The 17,604-nt window shown below is 65.3% G+C and carries 20 protein-coding genes; 16 read left to right on the top strand and 4 right to left on the bottom strand.

Annotated elements, in window-relative coordinates:
* Positions 1–3 precede the first annotated feature (3 nt).
* Positions 4–948 (bottom strand): LysR family transcriptional regulator, encoded by a 945-nt coding sequence (locus QN413_RS20050; protein WP_323498338.1) that lies wholly within the window; start codon positions 946–948, stop codon positions 4–6.
* A gap of 94 nt (positions 949–1,042) precedes the next feature.
* On the opposite strand from QN413_RS20050, the gene QN413_RS20045 reads away from it, so the two are divergent.
* The 6 genes from QN413_RS20045 to QN413_RS20020 all read left to right on the top strand — a co-directional run bounded on the left by QN413_RS20045 (position 1,043) and on the right by QN413_RS20020 (position 6,451).
* Positions 1,043–2,017 (top strand): tripartite tricarboxylate transporter substrate binding protein, encoded by a 975-nt coding sequence (locus QN413_RS20045; RefSeq protein WP_323498337.1) that lies wholly within the window; start codon positions 1,043–1,045, stop codon positions 2,015–2,017.
* Positions 2,018–2,039: 22 nt separating this feature from the next.
* On the top strand, positions 2,040–3,293 hold the full coding sequence (locus QN413_RS20040) for a CoA transferase (protein ID WP_323498336.1): 1,254 nt from the start codon (positions 2,040–2,042) through the stop codon (positions 3,291–3,293).
* A gap of 30 nt (positions 3,294–3,323) precedes the next feature.
* Complete coding sequence (locus QN413_RS20035; RefSeq protein WP_323498335.1) at positions 3,324–4,088, top strand: glycine zipper 2TM domain-containing protein; 765 nt, start codon at positions 3,324–3,326, stop codon at positions 4,086–4,088.
* A 68-nt stretch (positions 4,089–4,156) separates the two neighbouring features.
* Positions 4,157–4,474: a YnfA family protein gene (locus tag QN413_RS20030; RefSeq protein WP_323498333.1), complete on the top strand. Its 318-nt coding sequence runs from the start codon at positions 4,157–4,159 to the stop codon at positions 4,472–4,474.
* 7 nt (positions 4,475–4,481) lie between these two features.
* A complete protein-coding gene (locus tag QN413_RS20025) occupies positions 4,482–5,576 on the top strand; it encodes a DMT family transporter (protein WP_323498332.1) in 1,095 nt (364 codons plus the stop codon).
* Positions 5,577–5,587: 11 nt separating this feature from the next.
* Positions 5,588–6,451 carry a DMT family transporter gene (locus tag QN413_RS20020; protein ID WP_323498331.1) on the top strand — a complete coding sequence of 288 codons (864 nt, stop codon included), beginning with the start codon at positions 5,588–5,590 and terminating at the stop codon, positions 6,449–6,451.
* A gap of 21 nt (positions 6,452–6,472) precedes the next feature.
* On the opposite strand, the gene QN413_RS20015 is transcribed toward QN413_RS20020, so the two are convergent.
* A complete protein-coding gene (locus QN413_RS20015) occupies positions 6,473–6,949 on the bottom strand; it encodes a peptidylprolyl isomerase (protein WP_323498330.1) in 477 nt (158 codons plus the stop codon).
* A gap of 37 nt (positions 6,950–6,986) precedes the next feature.
* Positions 6,987–8,828: a DEAD/DEAH box helicase gene (locus QN413_RS20010; RefSeq protein WP_323498328.1), complete on the bottom strand. Its 1,842-nt coding sequence runs from the start codon at positions 8,826–8,828 to the stop codon at positions 6,987–6,989.
* A gap of 271 nt (positions 8,829–9,099) precedes the next feature.
* Between QN413_RS20010 and QN413_RS20005 the strand changes: the two genes are divergently transcribed.
* From QN413_RS20005 to QN413_RS19995, 3 genes are read left to right on the top strand one after another with little or no spacing between them, the layout of a single operon-like run.
* Positions 9,100–9,702: a GAF domain-containing protein gene (locus QN413_RS20005; RefSeq protein WP_323498326.1), complete on the top strand. Its 603-nt coding sequence runs from the start codon at positions 9,100–9,102 to the stop codon at positions 9,700–9,702.
* A gap of 17 nt (positions 9,703–9,719) precedes the next feature.
* The gene (locus QN413_RS20000; RefSeq protein WP_323498325.1) at positions 9,720–10,100 is read left to right on the top strand and encodes a hypothetical protein; all 381 of its coding nucleotides are present in this window, start codon (positions 9,720–9,722) and stop codon (positions 10,098–10,100) included.
* 19 nt (positions 10,101–10,119) lie between these two features.
* Positions 10,120–10,707 (top strand): DNA-3-methyladenine glycosylase, encoded by a 588-nt coding sequence (locus QN413_RS19995; RefSeq protein WP_323498324.1) that lies wholly within the window; start codon positions 10,120–10,122, stop codon positions 10,705–10,707.
* Here QN413_RS19995 and QN413_RS19990 read toward each other — a convergent pair whose 3' ends face one another.
* Positions 10,708–11,976 (bottom strand): MFS transporter, encoded by a 1,269-nt coding sequence (locus tag QN413_RS19990; RefSeq protein ID WP_323498322.1) that lies wholly within the window; start codon positions 11,974–11,976, stop codon positions 10,708–10,710. It lies immediately after the preceding gene.
* A gap of 156 nt (positions 11,977–12,132) precedes the next feature.
* Here QN413_RS19990 and QN413_RS19985 point away from each other — a divergent pair, with 156 nt between their 5' ends.
* Genes QN413_RS19985 through QN413_RS19955 form a run of 7 tightly spaced genes read left to right on the top strand, consistent with a single transcriptional unit; the run spans position 12,133 to position 17,582 of the window.
* A complete protein-coding gene (locus QN413_RS19985; protein ID WP_323498321.1) occupies positions 12,133–12,903 on the top strand; it encodes a class II aldolase/adducin family protein in 771 nt (256 codons plus the stop codon).
* 39 nt (positions 12,904–12,942) lie between these two features.
* Positions 12,943–13,080, top strand: a complete 138-nt coding sequence (locus QN413_RS19980; RefSeq protein WP_323498320.1) for a hypothetical protein — start codon at positions 12,943–12,945, stop codon at positions 13,078–13,080.
* Positions 13,081–13,082: 2 nt separating this feature from the next.
* On the top strand, positions 13,083–13,280 hold the full coding sequence (locus tag QN413_RS19975) for a hypothetical protein (RefSeq protein ID WP_323498319.1): 198 nt from the start codon (positions 13,083–13,085) through the stop codon (positions 13,278–13,280).
* Positions 13,280–14,218: a glyoxylate/hydroxypyruvate reductase A gene (locus QN413_RS19970; RefSeq protein ID WP_323498318.1), complete on the top strand. Its 939-nt coding sequence runs from the start codon at positions 13,280–13,282 to the stop codon at positions 14,216–14,218. The genes QN413_RS19975 and QN413_RS19970 overlap by 1 nt, the downstream gene beginning before the upstream one ends.
* 9 nt (positions 14,219–14,227) lie before the next feature.
* Positions 14,228–15,613, top strand: a complete 1,386-nt coding sequence (locus tag QN413_RS19965; RefSeq protein WP_323498317.1) for an aspartate aminotransferase family protein — start codon at positions 14,228–14,230, stop codon at positions 15,611–15,613.
* Positions 15,610–16,668, top strand: coding sequence for a histone deacetylase family protein (locus QN413_RS19960; RefSeq protein WP_323498316.1), 1,059 nt, complete (start codon positions 15,610–15,612; stop codon positions 16,666–16,668). Before QN413_RS19965 ends, QN413_RS19960 begins: the two co-directional genes overlap by 4 nt.
* Positions 16,665–17,582 carry a DMT family transporter gene (locus QN413_RS19955; protein WP_416352212.1) on the top strand — a complete coding sequence of 306 codons (918 nt, stop codon included), beginning with the start codon at positions 16,665–16,667 and terminating at the stop codon, positions 17,580–17,582. The genes QN413_RS19960 and QN413_RS19955 overlap by 4 nt, the downstream gene beginning before the upstream one ends.
* Positions 17,583–17,604: the final 22 nt, after the last annotated feature.

The raw sequence follows: 17,604 nt of genomic DNA, 5'->3' as shown, positions 1-17,604 counted from the left end.
GTTTCAACCGGGCCAAGCCGTGGGCAACGCCAGCACCTGCCGCAGCAGCGACACCCGCGGATTGCGCGGCATGGCGCGATAGATCAGCGCGACCGGATTCGAAGGCACCGGCGGCTGCACCCGCACCTGCTTCACCGCCCCTGCGCCTTGTGCTGCTCGCAGTACCGCGCCCGGCACCGCGCTGAGACCCAAGCCGGCGGCCACCAGTTGGACGTTGGTCACCGGGCTGGTCGACTCGATCACCGGAAGGGGCGCGACCACCCCCTCGCGGCGAAAGACTTCTTCCATCATGCGGCGCACCATCGAAGACGATGCCGGCATGATCCAGCGCTCCGTTGCCAGCCGCTGCCAATCGACCTTGCGCGCCCTTGCGAGCGGATGGTCGATCGGAGCGATCACCACGAAGTCGGCGTCGAACAAGCGCTCGTAATGCAATTGCCGGCCCGCAGCTTCGGGCATCTCGGTCGGGTAGCTGGTGATCAGCGCATCGAGTCGACCTTCGAGCAGTGACTGCACGAGCAGCGGCACGCGTTCTTCGATCAGCTGCACCCGCACGTCGTTGCTTGCAAAGAGCCGCTTCAACGTGTCGGGCAGATAGCCCTGCGCCACGAACGGTGGCGCGCCGACGCGCAGCAGCGTGAGCGTCGGTTCTGCCGAGGCTTCGGCGCCGACGTGTGCGAGTTCTTGCAGCAGCAACGCCGCGCCACGTATGGCCACTTCGCCACGTGGCGTGGCCGCGAGTCCGCGCGCGCTGCGCACGAACAGAGTGAAGCCGAAAGCGCCTTCGATCTCCTGCAGCGCTTTGCTCAGTGCGGGCTGTGTCAGGTTGTGCACGGTGGCTGCGGCACGCAGGCTGCCACCGCGCTGCAGGTCGACCAGCAACTGCAAATGCCTGAAGCGCAGCCGCGCCACCAGACGGCGTGTCTCTGCCGAGTTGTCTGCGTTCATGGGCATTCCAGAAAGTTGTCGCTCCATGAAAACACAGAACTGTTCGATATCGCCTTGAAACTCTAAGCTGATCGAAACATCAAGGAGTCACAGCATGCAACGACGGTCATTCGTTCTCTCGGCCTCTGCGCTGGCGTTCGCGTCATTCGGCGCACGTGCCGCTGATGCGTACCCCAACAAACCGGTGCGCGTCATCTCGCCCTATGCCGCCGGCGGTGGCCCGGACGTGCAGCTGCGCCAGGCCGGGCCGTCGCTCGGTGTGGCACTCGGCCAATCGATCATTGTGGAGAACAAGGTGGGTGCGGGAGGCGTGCTGGCCGCGCAGTACGTGGCGCAGCAGCCGGCGGACGGCTACACGCTGTTGCTGGGTTCGAACACGCACATCATCCAAAAGGCGATGCAGCCCGACCTGCACTTCGATCCGGTGACCGACTTCGCGCCGGTGAGCAACCTCGCTTCGTCGCCGACTGTGCTGGTGGTCAGCGCCGACTCGCCTTACAAGAAGCTGGACGATCTGATCGCGGACGCCAAATCGCGGCCGGGCTCGATGAACTACGGCTCCGGTGGCATCGGCACGTCGGCCCATCTGGCCGGCGCCACGCTGGTGTCGTTGGCCGGCATCAAGGCCATGCACATCCCGCTGAAGGGCTCGGTCGAGATTGCCGCGTCGCTCATTCGGGGCGACACGCAGTTCGCGTTTCCGGTGGCCGGCACGGGCATCCCGCAGGTCAAGGGCGGCAAGCTGCGTGCGCTGGCCGTCACCAGCCGCCATCGTCTGAAAGAGCTGCCCGACGTGCCGACGCTTTACGAGCTGCTGCACAACGACCTCGCCATCCAGGAGTCGTGGTTCGGCATCTGGGCGCCCGCCAAGACGCCCCTCGATGTTCAGCTCACGCTCAATGCGGCGATACGGAGAGTGGCGAGCGCGCCAGCCCTCAAGGCCACCTACGAAGCGGTCGGCAACGAAGCCACGCCGAGCGAAAGCCCGCAGGCCTTTGCAGCCTTCGTGCGCAGTGAAACGCGCAAGTGGACCGACATCGTGAAGCTCGCCGGTGCGATCGGCACCTGACTCCATTCGCAACAAGAACATCATGGCAAAACCACTCGAAGGCGTGCGCGTGCTCGACATGTCGCACGTCATTGCGGGACCACTCGCCTCGCTCTATCTGGCGCAGCTCGGCGCCGAAGTCATCAAGATCGAAGCGCCGCTGGGCGGCGATGTCATGCGCTCCAGCAAAGGCGCAGCGCTGACCGACGAAGGCGACACGCCGGCCGGCTTTGCTGCGCTCAACGCAGGCAAGCTTTCGCTCGCCGTCGACATCCGCACACCCGAAGGCGCAGACACGGTGCGTGCACTGGCGCGCACGGTCGATGTCTTCATCGAGAACTTTCGGCCCGGCGTGGTCGCGAAATACGGCCTGGGCTACGACGCGATTCGGGAGATCAACCCTGACGTCGTCTACTGCTCGATCTCCGGCTACGGACAAGAGGGCGAATGGTCGCGCCGCGGCGCCTACGACCACGTGGTGCAAGCGCTCACCGGCATGATGATGATGTCCGGCGACGGCGACGATGCGCCCCCCGTCAAGGTGGGCTTCCCCGTCGTCGATGTGGCGGTCGGCATGCTGGGCGCCTTGTCGATCGTGGCGGCAGTGCACCGCCGTTCGCGAGAGCCCGAAGGCCAGCGCGGTCAGTACATCGATGCGTCGATGGTGCAGGCATCGCTGATGCTGATGTACCCTAACGCCAGCAGTTTCCTGACGCACCGCACCGAGCCGAAGCGCGTCGGCAACCGCGGCTATACCGGCAGTCCGACGGCAGACACCTATCGTTGCGCCGACGGCTGGCTGGCCACTGCCGCCAACACGCCTGCGCAGTTTCGCAAGCTCGTCGCGGTGATCGGGCTCGAAGCGTTGTGCAGCGACGACCGGGCGTTGGACCTCGCATCGTTCAACGCGCCGGGCGGCGGCTTCGTGATCGCGCGTGACTTACCCTACGTTCAGCAGTGCTTTCAAGATGCCTTTGCCACCCGCTCGGCCGCCGACATGGAAGTACAGCTCAACGCGGTCGGAGTGCCGGCGGCGCGGGTGCGCAAGCTCGGCGAGTTCCTGGACGAAGTGCAGGCCGGCAACGGCATCGCCCTCCGCACTACGAGCTACCGGCAGCAAGGAGGCGCCAAGGTGCGCACGCCGGGGCTGGGCTTTTCGTACCGATTCGACGGCGCGCCAAGTACCACGGGTGCGCCGTCGCTCGGCCAGGACAATCCGGCGCTGCTGGCGGAACTCGGCTTCGGGCCTGATGCGATTCGATCGATGCGCGGGGAGATCGGCGCCGCCGCCTATTGACGCGGCTTTTCCGGGCACTAGATTGGAGGCATGAACTCCGAGACAAATGCCACGCCGTTCGACCCGACGATGTCGGGTTCGTCGACATCGCCGTTGACACCGGTGACGCGCCGTGGCCCGCGCGCACTGTGGGCGGCCATCGCGGTGCTGGCGGTCGCCGTGATCGCCATGGGCGGCGTCTTGCTGAAGCAGCAGAGCCCGGGCAGCGTTGCGAGCGTTGCGACGCCTGCAGCCTCGGCCGTATCGAATCTTGCGAGCCCGCTGCCGGCGCCGAACGACGGCGTTCCGCCTCCATTGCCGACCACGCCTCTGTCGGCGGTGACAGCACCTGCCCAGTCCGGGCCTTTGCAGTCGAACTCGCCCGCTCCGACGGTCGCGGGCGCTGCACCGCAATCCGCACCGTCGGCGCCGGCATCGCAAGCCATGGCACCGGCAGCAGCGCCGCCCGCTTCACTCTGCACTGTTTGCGGCCACGTCGAATCGGTCCGTACGGTTGAGCGTGAGCAGCCGACCAGTGGCGTTGGCGCGGTGGCAGGTGGCGTCGTCGGCGGTGTGGTCGGCAACCAGATCGGCCATGGCAACGGGCGCACTGCCGCCACCGTGCTGGGCGCGGTCGGCGGCGGCTTTCTGGGCAATCACATAGAGCGCCGCACGCACACCCTCACGCGCTACGAAGTGACGGTGCGGATGGACGATGGCTCGAGGCGCACGGTCGAGACGCGTACTCCGCCGCCCGTTGGCAAAGACGTCACGCTGGAGGGGCAGGTGCTGCGGCCTGCCAATCGGCACCTCTGACTTCCACGGTGTCGGTATCGGTGTCGGCGGCGAGACGCTGAAGCCTCGGCCCCGGGTTTAATGCGCTGATGCGCACTCTTCTGCTCTTCGTCGCGACGGCCTTGGCGGAAATCGTCGGTTGCTACCTGCCGTGGCTCTGGTTGAAGCACGATAGATCGGTGTGGCTGCTGGCGCCCGCCGCGCTGTCGTTGGCGCTTTTTGTCTGGCTTCTCACGCTGCATGGCGCCGCAGCTGGCCGCGTGTATGCGGCGTACGGCGGCGTATACATCGGCGTCGCGGTCATGTGGCTGTGGGCGGTCGATGGCGTCCGGCCGACGCCTTGGGACTGGGTTGGCAGCGCGGTCGCGCTGACCGGCATGGCGATCATCAGTTTTCAACCGAAGTAGGTGTCCCGTGAGCCACGATCCGCACGACACTCACCCAGACCATGCGCACCCGGAATGGGCGCGACCGGCGCTCGAAGGCGGCTTGCTGGCGTTGCTTGCCGCCGTGCTGTTCGGCATCAGCACGCCGCTGGTCCAGCGTGCCGGCGAGCACGCTGGTGCTTTCACGACCGCGGCGCTGTTGTATGGCGGCGCGGCGCTGATGGGTGCCTGGTTGCGCCGGCCGCCTGCACAAGAAGCCGCTCTGCGCCGCGCCGACTTCCAGCGGCTGGTCTGGATGGCGATCTTTGGTGCGGTCATCGGCCCCGTCGCGCTGGCTTGGGGGCTGCAGCACACGAGTGGCACCAGCGCATCGCTGATGCTCGCGCTCGAAGCGCTGTTCACCGCGGTGCTGGCACGCGCTCTGTACCGGGAGACGATGGACCGCCGCGTTGCGAGTGCCATGGGCTTGCTGCTGCTCGGTGGCATCGTGCTGGTGCTCGACCGCGGCTTGAATGGCGGCACGCAGTTGCTGGGGCTGCTCGCCGTGCTGGCTGCGACGGCGGCTTGGGGCATCGACAACACCTTGTCGCGCGCACTGGCCGAGCGCGATCCAGGCCAGGTGGTACTGGGCAAATCGCTGCTCGGTGTCGGGGCCACCGCGCTGATCGCGGTGGTGGCTGGCGAGTCATTGCCGGGCTGGAAGTCCGCGGCAGCGCTGATGGTGATCGGTGCTGGCGGGTATGGCCTGAGTCTCCGGTTGTATCTTCTGGCGCAGCGGGCTTTCGGCGCAGCACGCACCGGCTCGGTGTTCGCCTTCGCGCCCTTTATCGGCGCGTTGCTGGCGATGACACTGGGTGATCGGTCGCTGAGTTGGGGCATGGCTGCAGGCGGCGGGCTGATGCTCGCAGGTGTCGCGCTGCACCTGACCGAATCGCATGCGCATCCGCACGACCATGCGTTGCTCGATCACGAGCACGCGCACAGCCATGACGACGGGCATCACGATCATGCGCACGACGATGCGTCGATGCTGTACGGTGCACACAGCCATCCGCACCGGCATGCGCCGATGCGCCATGTGCATCCGCATGTGCCCGATGCGCATCACGCGCATCCGCACTGAGTCGATCGCCGATGCCCGCGCTAAAGACCATCGCACTCACCGCGATCGCGATGATCGCTTTCGCGGCCAACTCGCTGCTGTGCCGGCTCGCGCTGCAAAAGGGCAGCGTCGACCCGGCGAGCTTTGCCAGCATTCGGCTGGTGTCGGGCGCCATCGTGCTGGTCGCCATCGTGCGACTTCGCTCGGTGCCGTCGACGACGTTGCAAAGGGTGTCGACGCGTGCCGACTGGCTCGCCGTGACGATGCTGTTCGTCTATGTCGCGTTCTTTTCCTTCGCCTATGTGAGCCTGCCGGCCGGCACCGGCGCGCTGATCCTGTTCGGCGCGGTGCAGCTCACGATGCTCGGCGCGGGCTTGCGCTCGGGCGAGCGCTTCGCGCTCGTTGCCTGGGTCGGGCTGTTGCTGGCGGGTGCCGGGCTCGTGGTGTTGGTGTTGCCCGGCGTCGCCGCACCGCCGCCGCTGGGCGCCGCACTGATGGCCATTGCCGGCGTGGCGTGGGGCGTCTACTCGCTGCGTGGGCGCACGGCGGCGGCCGATCCATTGGCGGCGACGGCCAGAAACTTCGTGCGCGCCGCGCCGCTTGCGCTGGTGCTCAACCTTCTCTTCATCACGGGCGCGCACGCCGACGCGGCCGGTCTGGCGCTTGCCATGGCCTCGGGCGCGCTCACCTCCGGCGTCGGCTATGTGGTCTGGTATGCCGCGCTGCGCCATCTCACCGCCATGCGTGCGGCGACCGTGCAACTGTCGGTGCCGTTGATCGCGGCATTCGGCGGCGTGGCATGGCTGGCAGAGGCGATCACCCCGCGTTTGATGATGGCGTCGATTGCAATTCTTGGCGGCATCGCGCTGGTGTTGGCAGCGCGAACGCCGCGCTGAAAAGGCGGCGCGACCAGGCCATCAGTGATGGTGTCCGTGCGCCCCGTGCACATGCCTGTGCTCGATTTCCACCGGCAACGCCGCGCGCACTTCCATCACCTTCAGGTTGAACCGCACTTCCATGCCCGCCAATGGATGGTTGCCGTCGAGCAGCACCTTGTCGCCCTTCACCTTCATGACTGTGAAGACGTGCTCGGTGCCATCTTCGGTGCGGCCCGACAGCTTGCCGCCGACTTTCACGCCCGGCGGAAATTCGCTCTTGGGGATGGCTTGTGTCAGCGTCTCATCGCGCATACCGAAGGCGTCTTCGGGTTGCAGCTGCAGCACGACCTGGTAGCCGGGCTCCTTGCCATCGAGCGCTGCTTCGATCTTGGGCAGCGTGTTGTCGTAGCCGCCATGCAGATAGACCATCGGGTCTTTGCTTTCTTCGATGAGCTTGCCCTTGGCGTCGAAGACTTTGTAGAGGAGGGTGACGACGGTGTCTTTTTGGATTTGCATGACGCCATTTTCTCCATTACTGAAGTCGGCGTCCGCGTCAGGCGGCAACCGGTTGCGAGGCCATCGAGTTGCTCGCGGTGATCAGCAGCTTGCTCCTCGCCCGCGTCGCAGCTACATAAAAAAGTCGCGCCTCGTCTGGATCGGCGACCGCATTGCCGACGATTTCTCCCACGCCCATCAACGCCACGACGCCAAATTCCAGCCCCTTGCTCGCGTGCATCGACATCACCTTGATCGTGTCTGCCTCCGGGTCGAAGGTGCCGAGTCCTTTGCGCACCTGGTGCGGCAGCATCCGCTCTTCCAGCACCTTGGCGCATTCGTCCATCACCGTGTGATGGCGGCAGATCACGGCCATGTCGCCCCAGGCGTGGCCTTCGAAGTGGGCGGCACTCAACAGCTCGGCAATCTTCAAGGCCTCGGCCTGCAGGTTGGGCGTGCGGACGACGGTCGGCTCGTCGCCGACGCGGCCACTGCTCACCGGATGCAGCAACGGGATGCCGTCGTCTTCGTCACCGCTGCCGTTGTCTGATTTGTCTGCCATCAATAACGTGCCGGCGATGCGGCTCGCGGTGTCGAGAATCTGCTTCGTGTTGCGGTAGTTGACTTTGAGCATCGATGTGCGCCCTTGCGCATGGATGCCGACGCTCCTGAAGCTGAACTTGCGAGTGCGGTGCCGCTCGTAGATGCTCTGCGCGTCGTCGTACAGCAGCAGCAAACTGTTGGTGTCGGGGTCGACCATTTGCACCACCAGCTTCAACCACTCGTGCTTGAAGTCATGGCCTTCGTCGATGAGCACCGCCATGTACTGCCCCGACGGCACCTGCTTCTTGTCGACCGCGCGAATGAGTCGCTGCACGAAGGCTTCCATCAGCTTGGCGGTGCTCAGCTTTTCGGTTTCCGTCGACACCGGTAGCGCTTGCCCGTAGCTGACGAGCTGCTCCCGGCACCACTTGTGGAAGTGGCGCACATGCACCTTGCCGGCGAGGCCCTTGCCCGCGATGACCGATGCGAGCTGTACGGCCAGCGGCTCGTTGTAGCAAAGCACGAGCACCGGCTTGGTGGTGACGCGCTTGGCCAGTTGCACGGCGCGGCGCGCGAGGATCAGCGTTTTGCCGGAGCCCGCCACGCCATGGATCACACGGTGGCCGTCGCCGAGGCAACGGGACAGCCGCTCCTGCTGGATGTCGAGCACTGTCATCGTGTCGGGCAGGTCGAGCGGGATGTCCAGGCTGACCTGCATGTCGGCATCGGCGTCCACACGCACTTCAGGAAAAAGAATCCAGCGCACGCGATCGATGTTGGGGATCGACAGCATGCCGTGCATCAGCGCCGGGAACATGTTCCACAACCGGCTCTTGAGTGTTTGCGGGTCGACGTTCTCGGTCATTTCGTCGCTGCAGATGACGCGCTGCGAATCGATCACGCAGTCGAGCTCTGCCGTGACGAACTGGCGCCGCGTGATGTGCGTCAGCACCAGACCATAGCTCCACGGAAACCTCAGCATGCCCTGCCATTTGCCTTCGTCCTGAACCAGTTGCGGGTCTTGCGTGAGCGCCGCCACCATCTGGTGCGCGTACTGGCGCGCCTGCTCCAGCGGATTGATGACGCTGCGCGGCACGCCTTCGGGCGCCACCTCGAAGCTCAGCTTGCCGGCCTGGCGGATGTCGTCGAGCTTCCAGTCTTTGACCTCCAGCACCAGCAGGCCGCGGCGCGGATGCAGCACGATGAAGTCGGGGTGCAGCCGCTTGGGGCCGACCGGCACGTCGTACCAGACGAGGTAGTTGCTGCCGAGCTTTTGCTCGAGCCTTTCAGCAAGACGCCGCTCGCCCGTCGTCATGCGCGACACGCAGGTGTTCAGGGCAGGAATCAGAGTGGACATGAGAGGAGGTCTGCTGGTGGCGTCGGGGAAAAATGACATTTGTTTGCAAAGCATCATGCCCAGCGCCGCGGCGCTTGAACATGCCTCTGGCCCCGCGTTCGGGGCTGCTGTGACTTACTTGACAAGGCATGTCGGCATTTGTGCAAGCGGTGAATAAAAAAGGCTTACAGCGTGATGGTCGAATCGGGCGAATCTGTGAAATCGACATGCGATTCAGCCTCACATCGAGGGATTGCATGCGTTCAGGTTTGGCACCATCGAGCGCAAGCCTATGTACGCACTCCATCCATCCGACTACGCGCCCGATGCCTTCGAGGTGAGGGTTTCCGAATTGCTCGTTGCTACCTCCGAAGGTGGCGATCCGCTGGTGAGCAGCGCCGTGTCGGAGGTGCTCAAGTTGCTGCGAGAGAAGCTCGACATGGACGTCGTGTTCGTCTCGGAGTTCGTCGATGGCCGGCGTGTGTTCCGCCGCATCGAGGCCGATGCCGACAAGCGCATGTTCGAAGAAGGTCAGTCGCATCCGCTGGAGTCGACCTTCTGCCAGCGCGTGGTCGACGGCCGTATGCCCAACATGATCAAGGACTTTCCCAACTACGCCGGCGCAAAAGACTTGCCGAAGGTGCCGTTTCAGCTGGGAAGTTTTATGAGCGTGCCGGTGGTGCTGAGCGACGGACGCATTTACGGCACGCTGTGCTGCTTCAGCTTTGCGGTGAACGAAGAGTTGACGCAGCGCGACCTGAAAAAGCTCGAGATGTCGGCGCAGCTCACTGCGCGTCGAATCGACGAAGTGCGAGCGCGTGAGGCCGACATGGCGATGGCGAACTGGTCGCTGGAGCCCACCGACAACTTGGTGTTGTCGCGCCGAGCGCACTGAACGCCAGGGCCATGGTCATGGATCACCGCACGTTCGCCGGCTTCAGCAATGCATCGCTTCACGATGACGGGCTGAAGTTCAACCTCACCATCGACACGCTCGAAGGCCCCGTGCCGATCGAAGCGTCGGTCGCCGACATCGGCAAGATGATTCACCTGCTATCGAAGGTCTCTTGGGCCGCAGGTCACATCCAGCGATTGCCGCAGCACTTCGAGAGCGACGGCACGCTGAGCTTGCGACCGGTAGACGCCACCGCGTTGGCAGTGGCTGCCGGCGAACCCGGCAAGACGCTGGTGATGATGCTGGTCGGTGCCACGACGCTGGCCTACGCGTTGGACACGCCGAAGCTCAAAGGTTTTTCGCAGCAGCTGCAGGCGACGGTCGAAGGGCTGGTGTAGCCTGAGTCGAGCACCCACCATGTCATCCCGATCACCGTCCGTCATCGATTTCGACGCATCCCCCGAAGAGGTCGCGCAGCACCTCATCGGGGTCACTTTGCTGGTCGACGGCGTGGGCGGGCGAATCGTCGAAACCGAGGCCTACGGCCGGGACGACCCGGCCTCGCACAGCTTCAGCGGACCGACCTCGCGCAATGCCTCGATGTTCGGTTCGCCGGGTCGGGCCTACGTGTATCGCTCGTACGGCATTCACTGGTGCCTCAACATCGTGTGCCGCGAAAAAGGGCATGGCGCCGCTGTGCTGATTCGTGCGATCGAGCCGACGATAGGACTCGACCGAATGCGCGAGCGACGCGGGCTCGACGAGGCGCGACTGCTGTGTGCCGGGCCGGGGCGCGTTGCGCAGGCACTGGGCATCGACGTGGGCTTCAACGGCAAGCCGGTGGACCAGCCGCCGTTTCTGCTGATCGCGCCGGCTGATGGCGAGCCCGAAGTGGTCATCGACGTCGGGCCGCGCATCGGCATCTCGAAGGCGAAAGACGTGCCGTGGCGCTTCGGGGAAAAAGGCTCGCGCTTCTTGAGCAAGCCGTTCCGCCGCGCCCCCTGATCAGCGCGGCGCTGGGCCTGTCGCGTTTGGAGTGGGCGGTTGCGGCAGCCACTTAAACGCCGCCGCCCCGAGCAGCAGCATCATCGAGATGGTCATTAGCACCGCCAGAAAAGTGTCGATGCCGCGCGCGGCCGCCGCCGATGCGACGAGGCCCGTCAACCACTGCATCACCGCCACACCGAGGAACATCGCCATCGTGAAGACGGCCATCGCGCGGCCCGTCATGCTGGCCGGGTAGGCGGCCTTCACGTCCGGGTACTCCAGCACGATGTAGCCCGACACCACGCCGACCAGCACCGATGCACACACGTCGAACGTGACGCCGAGGTTGAAGGCCATGGCCGCGAAGATCGCCGCGGTCAGCAAGGTGAAGCCGATGATCCAGCGCCGCCGCTTGGCCGGGCCGGGGTCGATGCGGCCGAACAGCGGCGCGCCGAACATGCCGACCACCGACAGTGCCAGGGCGACGTTGCCGCTTTGCACCAGCGACAGCCCGTGGCGTTCGATCAGCAAAGGCCCGAGCCACAGCCCGCGCAACGAAAGGAAGGAGGCATACGTGACGCTCGCCAGTGCCACGATGCCGATCGTGTGCGGCAGCCTGAACAATTCACCGTAGCTCCTCAAGGCGGCCAGCACTGACAGCCGCGGCAGGGGCGGTGCGCCATCGGGCGATGTGGGGGCCTTGGGTTCATGCACGAGAAAGAAGATGGCGAGCCAGGCCAGTGCCGACATCGCACCCAATGCCAGAAAGCCGGCGCGCCACGACTGCTGCTCGATGAGCCAGGCCAGCGGCGTGCCGGTGAGCAGCAGGCCTGCCGAACCGATGCCGAGCGCCGTGCCCGATACCGACGCGAAGCGCTCGCCCGCAAACTGGCGCGCGATGAACACCGTGCACACCAGAAACGCCGGCGCGCAGCCGATGCCGATGAGTACCTGGCCCAGCACCAGCGGCAAAAAGCTGTGCGACATGGCCGCGACGAGCGCGCCGACCATCGCCAGCGGAAAGGCGGTGAGCACCGTACGCCGCACGCCGTACAGGTCGATGCCGATACCCATGAAGAGTTGCAGCGCTCCGAAGGCGAAATGAAACGAGCCGGCGAACAGGCCGAGCGCCTGCGCCGACAGCCCGAACTCCTTTTGCAGCGGCGGCGCCATGATCGCCGCGATCGTCCGAAACGACTGGCTCAGGCCAAAGGCCGTGGTCAGCGCCATCAGCATGATCCAGGGCGACGTTGTCTTGTTGTGCGAAAGCGCCGCAGAGGAGGTCATGCAGACGGTTTTAGACGAAAACACGCACCGTATTGGTCCGATATGCGACCGGCACGTTGGCCCATATTTTGCTAAAACGTGTTCAACGTTGACTGTCGACAGTTTGCACCAGCGACTTGGCAGCGATGCAACATCGACCCCGAAGGAGCAAAAGTCATGTCATCGAAAGATGTCTCCCACGCCGAACGCCAAGTCCGCGAAGACCTCGCCGCCGCCTACCGCCTGGTCGCGTACTACGGCATGGACGACAGCATCTACACCCACATCTCGGCGCGGGTGCCGGGCACCGAAGACCAGTTTCTGATCAACCCGTTCGGCATGCTTTTCAGGGACATCACGGCGTCGTCGCTCGTCAAGATCGACCTCGAAGGCCGCATCCTCGACGACTCGCCTTTCGATGTGAACCCGGCCGGCTTCACCATCCACAGCGCCGTGCATTCGGCGCGGCACGACGCGGCGTGCGTGCTGCATACGCACACCGTGGCGGGCGTGGCGGTGTCGTCGCTGGCGTGTGGGTTGCAGCCTTGCAACCAGTGGGCGCTGCAGTTCCACGAGCGCGTGGTCTATCACGACTTCGAGGGCATCGCGCTCGATGCGGACGAGTGCAGCCGGCTGGTCGCCGACCTGGGCCCGACCGCGCGCGCGCTCATATTGCGCAACCACGGGCTGGTCACGCTGGGACGCAACGTGCCCGAAGCGTTCATCCTGATGCTGAACCTGGAGCGGGCCTGCCGCGTGCAGGTTGCGATCCAGTCGACCGGCTTGCCGACCCATCCGGTGTCGCCCGAGGTCTGCGAGAAGACCGCGCGGCAATACGAAAGCGGCGACAGCGTGCGCGAGGCCGGCCAGCCCGACCCCAACGGCCGCGAATGGCGCGCGATGCTGCAGCGCATCGAGCCGGCAGCGCCGTCGTCGTTCCGCGATTGATGCACACGCCTTCGCTCTTTCCCTTGTGCCGGCGACGTGGTGTTCTCGGCCGACGTGCTTTTGCGCAAGACCCATGCGCGGCTGCGGGCCAACCTGGCATCGGTCGAAAGCATCAGGGCGATCGATCCACGCCGCGCTTCATTGTCGGGAATGGCGGCGATCAATTTCAGCGTGTAGGCATGCATCACGACAACGTGGTCCGTAATCTCCAACACCTCGCCGAAGTCGTGTGTGATGAAAAGCACTGCCACATCGCGGTGCTGCAACGCGACGTGGTGGTCGAGTACGGCGAAACGCATAAGGTGCTGCGCGAGCCGCAGCACGACTACACCCGCAAGCCGATCGATGCGGTGGTCAGTGCAATGGAGGCGATCTGATGACCTGCGTCGCGTTGTTGAGCGAAGTGCTCGACATGGAATACCTCGCTACGGCGTTTCGCGAAGTCAGCCCCGGCATCGACGTGCGGCAGGGTGCCGACCTCGGTGCGCTCGACGAGATCGACATCGCGGTCTGCTGGTTTCCGCCGCACGGACAGCTGGCGCAACTACCCAGGCTGCGGCTCGCGCAGTCGCTTGCCGCTGGCGTCGACCACATGCTGGCCGACGCGCAACTGCCGCGCGACGTGCCGCTGTGCCGCATCGTCGATTCGGGCATGGCCGCGGGTATGAATGCGTATGTCAGTTGGGCCGTCGTGCAGCAGCATCGCGGCATGCGCGCATACGTCGCCAGTTCGGCAAATGGGCTTTGGCAGGAGCAGCCGGTGGTGTCACCGCGCAAGCACCACGTCGGCATCGCGGGCATGGGCACGCTCGGCATGGCCTGCGCCGGGGCGCTCGCGACCATCGGCTACGCCGTGCGCGGCTGGAGTCGCAGTGCCAAGGCCAACTTGCCCGAGGGCGTGACCGGCTACCACGGCGCCGGTCAGCTCGACGCGTTCCTGTCGGGTTGTGACACGCTGGTCTGCCTGCTGCCGCTGACCCCGGAGACGCATGGCTTTCTCAGCGCAGACCTGTTCTCGAAGTTGCCGCACGGCGCACACTTGATCAATGTCGGGCGCGGTGATCACCTGGTCGAAGCCGACCTGTTGCGAGCCTTGGAGCGGGGACAGCTCTCTGCGGCGACGCTCGATGCGTTCTCGCAGGAACCGTTGCCCGCGTCGCACCCGTTCTGGAAAGACCCGCGCATTCTCGTCACGCCGCACATCGCGACACGCACCGACCGCCTGGTCATCGCGCAACAGACGCTGGCCAATCTGGCGGCGCTTGAACAAGGGATTCGTCCCGTCAATCAGGTCGATATCGACCGCGGCTACTGAGCACACACCATGAATGCATTCACATTGAACACCGCAACGCATGCTGAAAACGCAGCGCACGACATCGCCTCGGTGCTGCACCCCTTTACCAATCTGGCGACGCATCCGCAGGTCGGGCCTTTCATGATCGCGCGCGGCGATGGCGTGTATGTCGAGGACGACCAGGGTCACCGTTATCTCGAAGCCATGTCGGCGCTGTGGTGCGCCTCGCTCGGCTTCAGCAACGAGCGCCTGGCCAAGGCCGGCAGCGACGCGCTGCGCACCTTGCCGTACTACCACACGTTCAACGGCCGCTCGAATGCGGCCGCCATCGCGCTCGCCGAAAAGCTGCTGGCCATGGCCCCCGTGCCGATGTCGAAAGTGTTCTTCGCCAACTCCGGTTCGGAAGCCAACGACACTGCCGTCAAGCTGGTCTGGTACTACCACAATGCCATCGGAAAGCCGGCAAAGAAAAAGATCATCGCGCGCAAGAACGCGTACCACGGCGTCACGGTTGCGGCCGCCAGCCTGAGCGGCTTGATTTCCAACCATCGCGACTTCGACCTGCCGATCGATCGCATCCTGCACGTCGATTGCCCGCACCACTGGCGCTATGCCGAAGCCGGAGAAAGCGAAGAAGACTTCGCGACACGGCTGGCCGATTCGCTCGAAAAACGCATCCTCGAAGAAGGCCCTGAAACGGTCGGCGCCTTCATTGCCGAACCGGTGATGGGCGCGGGCGGCGTCATCGTGCCGCCAGCGACGTACTTCGAGAAAATCCAGAAGGTACTGGCGAAGTACGACGTGCTGCTGATCGCCGACGAAGTGATCTGCGGGTTTTGCCGCACCGGTGAAATGTTCGGCTCGACCACCTACGGCATGAAGCCGGACATACTCACTTCGGCCAAAGCGCTGTCGTCGGGCTACGTACCGATCTCGGCAGTGCTGGTCAATGACAGGGTGCATGCCGCGGTGGCGGCCAACAGCGGAAAGATCGGCACCTTCGGCCACGGGTTCACTTACTCGGGACATCCGGTCGCGTGCGCCATCGCACTCGAAACGCTGAAGGTCTACGAAGACGAAAAGATCCTCGCGCACGTGCAGTCGCTGGTGCCGCAGTTCCAGCAAGGCTTGCGGCGTTTTGCAGCACGGCCTTTCGTCGGCGAAGTGCGAGGCGTGGGGTTCATCGGCGCCATCGAACTGGTGCTCGATCCGGCAAAGCGCACGGCATTCGATCCCGCGAAGAAGGCGGGCGCCCGCCTGGCCCAGCTGGCGCTGGAGCAAGGACTCATCGTGCGCGCGCTGGCCGACGCGGTGGCGTTCTGCCCGCCGCTCATCATGACGCCGGTGCAGGTTGACGAGATGTTCGAGCGCTTCGATCGCGCGATGACACGCTTCGAAGCCGAGCAGGCATGAAGGCCTTCTTCACCGAAGACCAGCTGCTGCACGATCCGCAGCAGTTCATGCGGCTCGGCCGCATCATGAAGCCGACCGATCTGCCGAGCCGTGCGCATGCCTTGCGCGATGCCTTGCAGGCGCGCGGCGTCACTGTCGAAGAACCAGCCGACTACGGCCGAGCGCCGCTCGAAGGCGTGCACAGCGTCGACTATCTGGACTACCTGGAAAGCGCCTACGGCCTGTGGCGCGCGTTGAAGATGCCGGGCGTGGAGCCGGGCATCGAGGTGCTGCCGAATCTGTCGCCGTTCTACAGCGGCGTACCCGGCGTGGCGCGGCCGCCGTGCCCGTCGCCGTCGATCGTGGCGCGCACCGGTTATTACATCAGCGACCTGTCGTGCCCCATCGGCCCTGACACCTGGCGCTCGATCCTGCGCTCGGCGCACACCGCCGTCGCCGCCGCAGATTCGGTACGCACCACCGGCGATGCGGCCTACGCGCTGTGTCGGCCCTCGGGACATCACGCGCATCGCGACCGCGCCGGTGGCTTCTGCTATGTCAACAACAGCGCGACCGCAGCGCACCGGTTGTGGGAGCGCCATGGCCGGGTCGCAGTGCTCGATGTCGATGCGCACCACGGCGACGGTACGCAGAACATCTTCTATGCACGCAACGACGTACTGACCGTGTCGACCCACGCCGACCCGGCCGGCTACTACCCGTTCTATACCGGCTATGCGCACGAGCGCGGTGCCGGCGCGGGCGAAGGCTTCAACCTGAACCTGCCGCTGCCCCACGGCACTGGCAACGACGTGTTCATGCAGGCGGTGAGCGAAGGCGTGAAAGCGGTGAGTGACTTCGCGCCCGAAGCGCTGGTGCTCGCGCTCGGCTTCGACAGCTACAAGGACGATCCGATCAGCGTGCTCAGGCTCGACCTCGAAGGCTATCGCCTCATCGGCGAGAAAGTCGGCGCGCTGCGTCTGCCGACAGTGATCGTGCAGGAAGGCGGCTACCTGGTCGAAGCCATCGGGCCGGCGCTCGAGATGTTCCTCCGCGGTTTCGAGTCGGCGCGATGACGGCTTCGGTGCTGCCTTCTCGAGGTCGTGCCCCAGTAACAGGCGGCAGCAGGGCCGCGGGCATCGGCCTGTTCCTCTGCGCGCTGGTCGCCTTCGCCTCCTACGACGCGTTCTGCAAGTTCATGCTGCAGTTCTATTCGGCGCCGTTCGTCAACGTCATGCGCTATGTGTCCGTGTCGAGCATCGCGCTGGTTATGCTGCTGCGGCACGGCGACCTGCGACTGTGGCGCGCGCCACGCAAAGGCTTGCTGCTGTTGCGCGGCGCCATGCTCGCAACGGTCGCGACCTGCTTCATGACGGCGCTGATCTGGATGCCGCTGGCCGAGGCGACCGCCATCTATTTCACCGCGCCTCTGCTCATGGTCGCGCTGTCGCCCTGGCTGCTCGGCGAGCAGGTGCACCGCGCCAAGTGGATCGCAGTGATCGTCGGCTTTGGCGGCATGCTGCTCATCGTGCGGCCGGGCGGCGACTTGCCGGTGCTCGGCACCGTGCTGATGGCAGTGTCTGCCGTTTGCTACGCCATCTTCCAGTTGCTGACGCGGCGGCTTGCGGGCCTGGTGCCGAGCCCGGTGCAATACGCCTACACCGCGCTGGTCTGCTTCGTCGTGACGCTGATCCCCGCCCCGTTCTTTCTGCCGGCACAGTGGCCACCGCTTGGCGACGTGCTGTTGCTGCTGGCCGGCGGTGCCTGCAGCGGCGCGGCGCAATGGCTGCTGCTCGCGGCCTTCGAGCGCGTCGAAGCCTCGACACTCGCTCCGCTCAACTACTTCCAACTGCTGCTGGCGGTGGCGTTCAGCACCTTCTGGTTTCACCGCCCGCCGGACGGTCTGGCCTCCGTGGGCATCGCGCTGATCATGGCGGCGGGCATCTACATCGCGCGCACGCGGGCCGTCGCGGTCGCTCCTGCGGCGTAGCCGAGACGAAGCACCTACAACA

Origin of the sequence: Variovorax sp. LG9.2 (genome assembly GCF_035018885.1) — a bacterium.
In the GTDB taxonomy this organism is placed as follows: domain Bacteria; phylum Pseudomonadota; class Gammaproteobacteria; order Burkholderiales; family Burkholderiaceae_C; genus Variovorax.
This window is presented reverse-complemented; position numbering and strand designations above follow the sequence as displayed.